The 8,028-nt window shown below is 73.3% G+C and carries 8 protein-coding genes and 1 pseudogene; 8 read left to right on the top strand and 1 reads right to left on the bottom strand.

The features are described from left to right. Positions 1 to 77: 77 nt before the first annotated feature. From AB8Z36_RS23310 to AB8Z36_RS23325, 4 genes are all read left to right on the top strand, one after another. Complete coding sequence (locus tag AB8Z36_RS23310; RefSeq protein ID WP_369215316.1) at positions 78 to 866, top strand: aldose epimerase family protein; 789 nt, start codon at positions 78 to 80, stop codon at positions 864 to 866. A gap of 43 nt (positions 867 to 909) precedes the next feature. After that, on the top strand, positions 910 to 1,458 hold the full coding sequence (gene pyrE, locus AB8Z36_RS23315) for an orotate phosphoribosyltransferase (RefSeq protein WP_369215317.1): 549 nt from the start codon (positions 910 to 912) through the stop codon (positions 1,456 to 1,458). Between the two features lie 127 nt (positions 1,459 to 1,585). Then, on the top strand, positions 1,586 to 2,617 hold the full coding sequence (gene fbaA, locus AB8Z36_RS23320) for a class II fructose-bisphosphate aldolase (RefSeq protein WP_369215318.1): 1,032 nt from the start codon (positions 1,586 to 1,588) through the stop codon (positions 2,615 to 2,617). A 91-nt stretch (positions 2,618 to 2,708) separates the two neighbouring features. Further along, entirely contained in the window at positions 2,709 to 3,122 is a 414-nt protein-coding gene (locus AB8Z36_RS23325) for a DUF3151 domain-containing protein (protein WP_369215319.1), read from the top strand. Between the two features lie 57 nt (positions 3,123 to 3,179). Here the strand turns inward: AB8Z36_RS23325 and AB8Z36_RS23330 are convergent, their stop codons facing one another. Further along, positions 3,180 to 4,376, bottom strand: a complete 1,197-nt coding sequence (locus tag AB8Z36_RS23330) for an NADH:flavin oxidoreductase (RefSeq protein WP_369215320.1) — start codon at positions 4,374 to 4,376, stop codon at positions 3,180 to 3,182. A 100-nt stretch (positions 4,377 to 4,476) separates the two neighbouring features. On the opposite strand from AB8Z36_RS23330, the gene AB8Z36_RS23335 reads away from it, so the two are divergent. From AB8Z36_RS23335 to AB8Z36_RS23350, 4 genes and pseudogenes are all read left to right on the top strand, one after another. Continuing rightward, entirely contained in the window at positions 4,477 to 5,073 is a 597-nt protein-coding gene (locus tag AB8Z36_RS23335; RefSeq protein WP_369215321.1) for a CGNR zinc finger domain-containing protein, read from the top strand. A 188-nt stretch (positions 5,074 to 5,261) separates the two neighbouring features. Next, positions 5,262 to 6,131, top strand: coding sequence for a tryptophan 2,3-dioxygenase family protein (locus tag AB8Z36_RS23340; protein WP_369215322.1), 870 nt, complete (start codon positions 5,262 to 5,264; stop codon positions 6,129 to 6,131). Next, on the top strand, positions 6,124 to 7,356 hold the full coding sequence (gene kynU, locus AB8Z36_RS23345) for a kynureninase (protein WP_369215323.1): 1,233 nt from the start codon (positions 6,124 to 6,126) through the stop codon (positions 7,354 to 7,356). The genes AB8Z36_RS23340 and kynU overlap by 8 nt, the downstream gene beginning before the upstream one ends. A gap of 128 nt (positions 7,357 to 7,484) precedes the next feature. Further along, a pseudogene (locus tag AB8Z36_RS23350) lies at positions 7,485 to 8,028 on the top strand (alpha/beta hydrolase); the annotation flags it as partial.

The following is an 8,028-nucleotide window of genomic DNA, read 5'->3' on the forward strand; positions in this document are numbered from 1 at the left end:
CGCCGTGGCCTCGGCCATCGTGGTCGGCAGGGCCCTGCGCCGCCGCCGCTGAGCGCGCACACCGTAGGGTCGGCACCGTGAGTACCGAAGACGTGACCCTCACCGCGGGCGACGCGGAAGTGACGGTGCAGCCGGGCAACGGCTGCCGCATGGGGAGCCTGCGCATCGGCGGCGTCGAGCTGCTGCGCCAGGGGGAGAAGTACGGCTGCTTCCCCATGGTGCCGTGGTGCGGCCGGATCAGGGACGGCCGGTTCCGCGACGGCTCGGCGGTCCACCAGATGCCGCTGAACTCCCCGCCGCACGCCATCCACGGCTTCGCGCGGAACGCCGAGTGGCGCACCGCCCGCACCTCGGACACCGAGGCCGTCTTCACGTACGACCTGAGCGACCCCTGGCCCTACCCGGGCCGCGTCACCCAGATCGTGGAGCTCACCGAGGACGCGCTGACGCTGCGCCTGGGCATCGAGACGTACGGCGACTCCTTCCCCGCGCAGGCGGGCTGGCACCCGTGGTTCAACCGGTCCCTGGACGGCGTGGACGTGGAGCTCGGCTTCAGCCCCGCCTGGCAGGAGGAGCGCGGCGAGGACCACCTGCCGACCGGGCGCAGGATCGCCCCGCTGCCCGGCCCCTGGGATGACTGCTTCGGCATGCCCGACGGCGTGGACGTGACGCTGACCTGGCCCGGACGGCTCGAAGTCGGCGTCAAGAGCCGCGAGCAGTGGGTCGTCGTCTACGACGAGCAGGAGGCCGCGGTGTGCGTGGAGCCGCAGACGGGCCCGCCGGACGGGCTCAACACCCTGCCCCGCCTGGTGACCCCGATCGAGCCCCTGGAGACGTCCACGACCTGGACCTGGCGGCGGTTCTGAGCGGTGCGTGGCGGGCCCGTACGGCGGCTTTAAGCTCTTAGGCATGACTGACGTACGCGGCGAGCTGCTGCAGCAGATCAAGGACAAGGCCGTCGTGCACGGCAAGGTGACGCTCTCCTCCGGCCTGGAGGCCGACTACTACATCGACCTCCGCCGGATCACCCTCGACGGCGAGGCGGCCCCGCTGGTCGGCCAGGTGCTCCTCGACCTGACCAAGGACCTCGACTTCGACGCCGTGGGCGGCCTGACCATGGGCGCCGACCCGGTCGCGGGCGCGATGCTGCACGCGGCCGCCGCGCGCGGCGAGCGCCTGGACGCCTTCGTGGTCCGCAAGGCCGCCAAGGCGCACGGCATGCAGCGCCGTGTCGAGGGCCCGGACATCAAGGGCCGCCGTGTCCTGGTCGTGGAGGACACCTCCACCACCGGCGGCTCCCCGCTGACCGCCGTCGAGGCCGTCCGCGAGGCGGGTGCCGAGGTCGTCGGCGTCGCCACGATCGTGGACCGTGCCACCGGCGCCGGCGAGAAGATCACCGAGGGCGCGGGGGTGCCGTACCTCTTCGCGTACTCCAAGGACGACCTCGGCCTGGACTGACGTTCCTCTTCGGCGGCCGGGACGGAGCGGTGCGCCGAGTCTGGAAGGATGGGGGCGACAATGTCGTCGCCCCCAGGTCAGGGTCAAGCAGCACAGCACCCACCCGCACATCACAAGGAGCGGACACATGCCCATCGCAACTCCCGAGGTCTACAACGAGATGCTCGACCGGGCGAAGGCAGGCAAGTTCGCCTACCCGGCCATCAACGTGACCTCTTCGCAGACCCTGCACGCCGCGCTGCGCGGGTTCGCGGAGGCCGAGAGCGACGGCATCATCCAGATCTCCACGGGTGGTGCGGAGTTCCTGGGCGGCCAGTACAAGAAGGACATGGTGACCGGCGCGGTCGCGCTCGCCGAGTTCGCGCACATCGTCGCCGCGAAGTACGACGTGACGGTCGCGCTGCACACCGACCACTGCCCCAAGGACAAGCTGGACACCTACGTCCGCCCGCTGATCGACATCTCCGCCGCGCGCGTCGCGCAGGGCCAGAACCCGCTGTTCCAGTCGCACATGTGGGACGGCTCCGCCGAGACCCTCGCCGACAACCTGGCCATCGGCCAGGAGCTGCTCGCCAAGGCCGCCGCCGCGAAGATCATCCTTGAGGTGGAGATCACCCCGACCGGTGGCGAGGAGGACGGCGTCACCCACGAGATCAACGACGAGCTGTACACCACGGTCGACGACGCGATCCGCACCGCCGAGGCCCTCGGCCTGGGCGAGAAGGGCCGCTACCTCCTGGCCGCCTCGTTCGGCAACGTGCACGGCGTCTACAAGCCGGGCAACGTGGTGCTGCGTCCGGAGCTCCTGAAGGACCTCCAGGAGGGCGTCGGCGCGAAGTACGGCAGGGCCGCCGGGTCGCAGCCGTTCGACTTCGTCTTCCACGGCGGCTCGGGCTCGACCGCCGAGGAGATCTCGACCGCGCTGGAGAACGGCGTCGTCAAGATGAACCTCGACACCGACACCCAGTACGCCTTCACGCGGCCGGTCGCGGACCACATGTTCCGCAACTACGACGGCGTCCTGAAGGTCGACGGCGAGGTCGGCTCCAAGAAGACCTACGACCCGCGCACCTGGGGCAAGCTGGCCGAGGCCGGCATGGCCGAGCGCGTCACCGAGGCGTGCGCGAACCTGCGCTCCACGGGCACGAAGCTGAAGTAGCACCTCGCAGCACCCCCGCGTTACGCGCGGCGAAGGCCCCGGGTCGGCGACCCGGGGCCTTCGCCGTACGGGCATGCCGCAGACTTGGTCCATGGCCATTCACAAGGATCTGCTCGGGGGACCGCCCCCGACCCACCTGCCCGACGACCCGGAGCCGCGCGAGCTCCTCGCGAACGGCGCGGAGCCCGCCGACGTCGCCGCGAAGTACCCCACGTCCTCGCTCGCCTGGGCGCAGCTCGCCGACGCGGCCTTCGAGCGCGGCAGCGTCGTCGAGTCCTACGCGTACGCCCGTACGGGCTACCACCGCGGCCTCGACGCGCTGCGCCGCAGCGGCTGGAAGGGCCACGGGCCCGTGCCGTGGGAGCACGAGCCCAACCGCGGCTTCCTGCGGGCCCTGCACGCCCTCGCGCGCGCCGCGCAGTCGATCGGCGAGCAGGAGGAGTACGAGCGCTGCGCGACCTTCCTGCGGGAGTCCTCCGAGACGGCGGCGGAGACGCTGGGCTGAGGGAGAGGGACCCCCGCGCCCGTGAGGGGCGCGGGGGTCCCTCTCAGGGGCCGACGCTCAGCGCAGAGCGCCGAGCAGACCCGCGTCGTAGGGCACCGCTTCGGCCACCCGGCCGGACAGTGCCTTGTCCGCCCACTCCGGGTCGGAGATCAACGCACGGCCCACCGCGATCACATCGAACTCGTCCCGCTCCATGCGGTCGAGCAGCAGGTCGATCCCCGTGGAGGCGGTCTCCTTGCTGAAGCCCTGCGGGCCGATGAACTCCTTGTCCAGGCCGACCGAGCCCACGGAGAGCGAGGCCTTGCCGGTGAGCTTCTTGACCCAGCCCGCGAGGTTGAGGTCCTCACCGTCGAACTCGGGCACCCAGTAGCGGCGCGTCGAGGCGTGGAAGGCGTCGACACCGGCGGCGGCCAGCGGCGCGAGCAGGGCGTCCAGCTCGGCCGGGTCCTCGGCGAGCCTGGCGTCGAAGGCGTTGGCCTTCCACTGCGAGAGGCGGAAGATCACGGGGAACGCGGGCGAGACCGCGGCGCGCACCGCCTCGACGATCTCCTGGGCGAAGCGGGTGCGGGAGGCGAGGTCTCCGCCGTATCCGTCGGTGCGGCGGTTGGTGCGGCCCCAGAGGAACTGGTCGATCAAGTAGCCGTGCGCGCCGTGCAGTTCTACGCCGTCGAAGCCGATCCGCTCGGCGGCGGCGGCGCTTTCGGCGAAGGCGCCGATCACCGCGTCGATGTCCGCGCCCGTCATCGCGTGGCCCTTGGCCGCGCCGTCGAGGCCGAGGCCGGAGGGGCCCGCCGGGGGCGCCGAGGGAAGGGGGCCCTGGCCCGCGTCGCGGGTCGCGCCCACGTGCCAGAGCTGCGGGACGATCCGGCCCCCGGCCGCGTGCACCGCCTCGGCGACGCCGCGCCAGCCCGCGAGGGCCGCGTCGCCGTAGAAGTGCGGGACGCGGTGGCTGCTGCCGGCCGAGGCGTGGCCGACGTAGGTGCCCTCGGTGACGATCAGGCCGACGCCGCCCGCCGCGCGGCGGGCGTAGTACTGGGCGACGTCCTCGCCGGGCACGCCGTCCGGGGAGAACTCACGGGTCATGGGGGCCATGGCGATGCGGTTGCGCAGGGTGAGGCCGTTGATGTCGAAGGGGCGGCCGAGGACGCGGGCGGCGCGCCCGGCATCTCCGGTCGCCGCGGCGCCCGTCGCCGCGTCCGTCGCTGCGGGCGTGGCTCCGGACGTGGCTTCGGGCGTCGCTTCGGTGGCTTCCATGCGGCCCTCCAGGGCTCTCGGTACGAGGTTCTCCGTGCGGTACTGACAGCACCGTAACGCGTTTGGCTATGTCATGGCGAAGGCGGGTACCGTGAAGGGCATGAACCGGCCCGCGTCCGAGCGTCACTGTCTGACCCCCGCGCCCGGCGGCCTCGGCCTCGTCCAGGAGCTCCTGAACACCGCGCCCGCTGAGCGCCCCGGCCGTCCCGACGTGCCCGACCTGCTGGCCGACGGCGCGCTCGGCGCCGCCCAGGAGTGGGCCGACCAGGCGGTGCGCGACTGGGCGCGGGAGACGGGCAGGGCCGACGCGCGGCTCACCCTGACCGAGGAGGACCTGCCCAAGCTGCGGTGCCTGCGGGACCAGGTGCGGCGCGCGCTCGGCGCGGGCGACCGCGGCGGCGACGCGGTGCGGTTCACCTCCGCGCCGGTCGTCGTCGGGCTCGCGGGCGACGGCACCCTCACCCTGGAGCCGGAGGGGGCGGGCGCCCGCTGGCTGGCCTCCGCGGTCCTCGCCGAGGCGCTGCTCGCCCAGGCGTCCGACGTCTGGCGCCGGCTGAAGATCTGCCGCAACGCGCCCTGCGCCGCCGCGTTCTACGACCGCTCGCGCAACAACAGCGGTGTCTGGCACTCGGTCCGCGGCTGTGGCAACGCCGCCCACGTGCGCGCCTGCCGGGAGCGCCGCCGCGTACAGGCCTGAGCCCTCCCCGGGCCGGGTCCGGCCGTGTGAAAGCGGCATAAGCCGATGAGTGCTTTCGTGGCCGTCGGATGGGGGCGTGCCTTGCCGATTCCGCGAAAGTTGCAGAAGATTCCGGTGGGGACCGGGGCCCCCGTGCCGGTAACGGCAGGGGCGGACCGCTACCCGGAGTACGTATCGAGGAGACAGCGATGTCCCCAGAGGCGCATGAGACGTCCCCCGCGACGCGGGCGTCCGACGAGGCGCACGAGGCCGAGAGCCCGAACCTCGACTTCGCGGGTACCACCCCGTACGAGGACTACGTCCAGGCGGACGTCCTCACCCACCTCCAGCACCTGCGCTCGGACGACCCCGGCGAGATGGTCTTCCTGGTCACCACCCAGGTCATGGAGCTGTGGTTCACCGTGATCGTCCACGAGTGGGAGACCGCCGCGCAGGCGCTGCGCAGGGACGACATACCGGTCGCCGTCGCGGCCCTGAAGCGCAGCATCCGCGAGCTGGAGGCCCTGAACCACTCCTGGACCCCGCTCGCCCAGCTGACCCCCGCGCAGTTCAACTCCTACCGGGGCGCGCTCGGCGAGGGCTCGGGATTCCAGTCCGCGATGTACCGCCGCATGGAGTTCCTGCTCGGCGACAAGTCCGCGTCGATGCTGGTCCCGCACCGGGGCGCGCCGCGCGTCCACGCGGAGCTGGAGAAGGCCCTGCATGAGCCGAGCCTCTACGACGAGGTGCTCAGGCTGCTCCACCGCCGCGGCCACGCGATCCCGGCGGCTGTCCTTGAGCGCGACCTCTCCCAGAAGTACGAGCCGTCGGCCGAGGTCGAGGCCGTGTGGACCGCGCTCTACTCCGGTGACGAGAGCGGCGACCTCGCCCGCCTCGGCGAGACCCTCACGGACGTCGCGGAACTGGTCTGGCGATGGCGCAACGACCACCTGGTCGCCACCCGCCGCGCGATGGGCTCCAAGACGGGCACGGGCGGCTCCGCCGGTGTGGCCTGGCTGGAGAAGCGCGCCACCAAGAACGTTTTCCCCGAGCTGTGGACGGCGAGGAGCCATGTCTGACGACCTGAAGGACCGGTCCGACCTGCGGAGCCATGCCGAGCGTCTCGACGCCGACGACCGGCTCGCGGACAAGCGGAAGGCCTTCGTCCTGGACGACACGGTCTACCTGGACGGCAACTCCCTGGGCGCCCTGCCCGCGCACGTCCCGGCCCGCGTCGCCGACGTCATCGAGCGGCAGTGGGGCGAGCTGCGCATCCGCTCCTGGGACGAGAGCGGCTGGTGGAGCGCGCCCGAGCGGATCGGCGACCGCATCGCCCCGCTGGTCGGCGCCGCCCCCGGCCAGATCGTGGTCGGCGACTCCACCAGCGTGAACATCTTCAAGGCGCTCATCGCCGCGGTACGCATGGCGCGGGACACCGACGGGGGCGCGCCGGACGGGGGGCGCGACGAGATCCTCGTCGACGCCACGACGTTCCCCACGGACGGCTACATCGCACAGTCCGCGGCCCGCCTCACCGGCTGCCGCGTCGTCCCCCTCGCCCCGGCGGAGGTGCCCGCGGCGCTCGGCCCGCGCACCGCCGCCGTGCTGCTCAACCACGCCGACTACCGCACCGGACGCCTGCACGACCTGCCCGGACTCACGGCGGCCGTGCACGCGGCGGGCGCCCTGGCCGTCTGGGACCTCTGCCACACGGCGGGCGCGCTGCCGGTCGGCCTCGACGAGCACGGCGTCGGCCTCGCGGTGGGCTGCACCTACAAGTACCTGAACGGCGGCCCCGGTTCGCCCGCGTACCTCTATGTGCGCGCCGGCCTCCAGGAGCGGTTCGACTCGCCGCTGCCGGGGTGGAACTCGCACGCCGAGCCCTTCGGGATGCGGCCCGGCTTCGAGGCGGCGGACGGCGTCACGCGCGGGCGCGTCGGCACCCCCGACATCCTCTCGATGCTCGCCCTTGAGGCGGCCCTCGACGTCTGGGACGGCGTCTCCGTGGCCGAGGTGCGGGCCAAGTCGCTGGCCCTGACCGACTTCTTCCTGCGGTGCGTGCGGGCGTACGTCCCCGAGGGCCTCGTCCAGCCGCTCACCCCGGAGGCGCACGACGAGCGCGGCAGCCAGGTCGCGCTGCGCTGCGCGGAGGCGGGCGACGTCATGCAGCGCCTGATCGCGCGGGGCATCGTCGGTGACTTCCGGGCGCCGGACGTGCTGCGCTTCGGGTTCACCCCGCTGTACGTCTCCTTCGCCGACGCCGAGCGGGCGGCCCGGGTCCTCGCGGAGACCCTGACCGCGTGACACGGCGCCCATGACACCGGGGCGCGCGCCGGGCTGATAACGTCCGGCGGATCTTGCTCCCGTTCCTCCGCGCGCCGGGGGAACGGGGGCGCCCCCGCAAGACGTACTGCTGTGGAGAGGTTGCCGCCATGCCGGACGACGCCGCCGTGGCCCGCGATGCCGCCGAGACCGAGGCCGCGTTCTCGCATCCCGCCGTGGAGCCGGACGCCAGTGCCGCGTACGGCGATCACCCCGACCAGGTCGTCGACTTCTACGCGCCGAGGGGCGACACGGCCCGCCCGGCGCCGCTCGTCGTCGTCCTGCACGGCGGCGCCTGGCGCTCGCCCTACGACCGCGGGCACCTCACGCCGTTCGCCGACTTCCTCGCGCGCCGGGGCTTCGCCGTCGCCAACGTCGAGTACCGCAGGGGCAGCCCCATCCCCGCCCAGGGCGGCACCGGGCCCGTGGCCGGGCGCTGGCCGGAGACCTTCGACGACGTGGCCGCCGCCTGCGACGCGCTGCCCGCGCTCGTCCGCGAGGCGCTGCCGTCGGCCGACCCCCGCCGCACGGTCCTCACCGGGCACTCGGCGGGCGGTCACCTGGCGCTCTGGGCCGCCGMGCGSCMSRTGMKSMCCGCCGACGCGCCACCGCAGACATCGAGGTCCTCGGCCGTGCGGAGGTCCGCGATCGGGG

Origin of the sequence: Streptomyces flavofungini (genome assembly GCF_041028215.1) — a bacterium.
Classification (GTDB): domain Bacteria; phylum Actinomycetota; class Actinomycetes; order Streptomycetales; family Streptomycetaceae; genus Streptomyces; species Streptomyces flavofungini_B.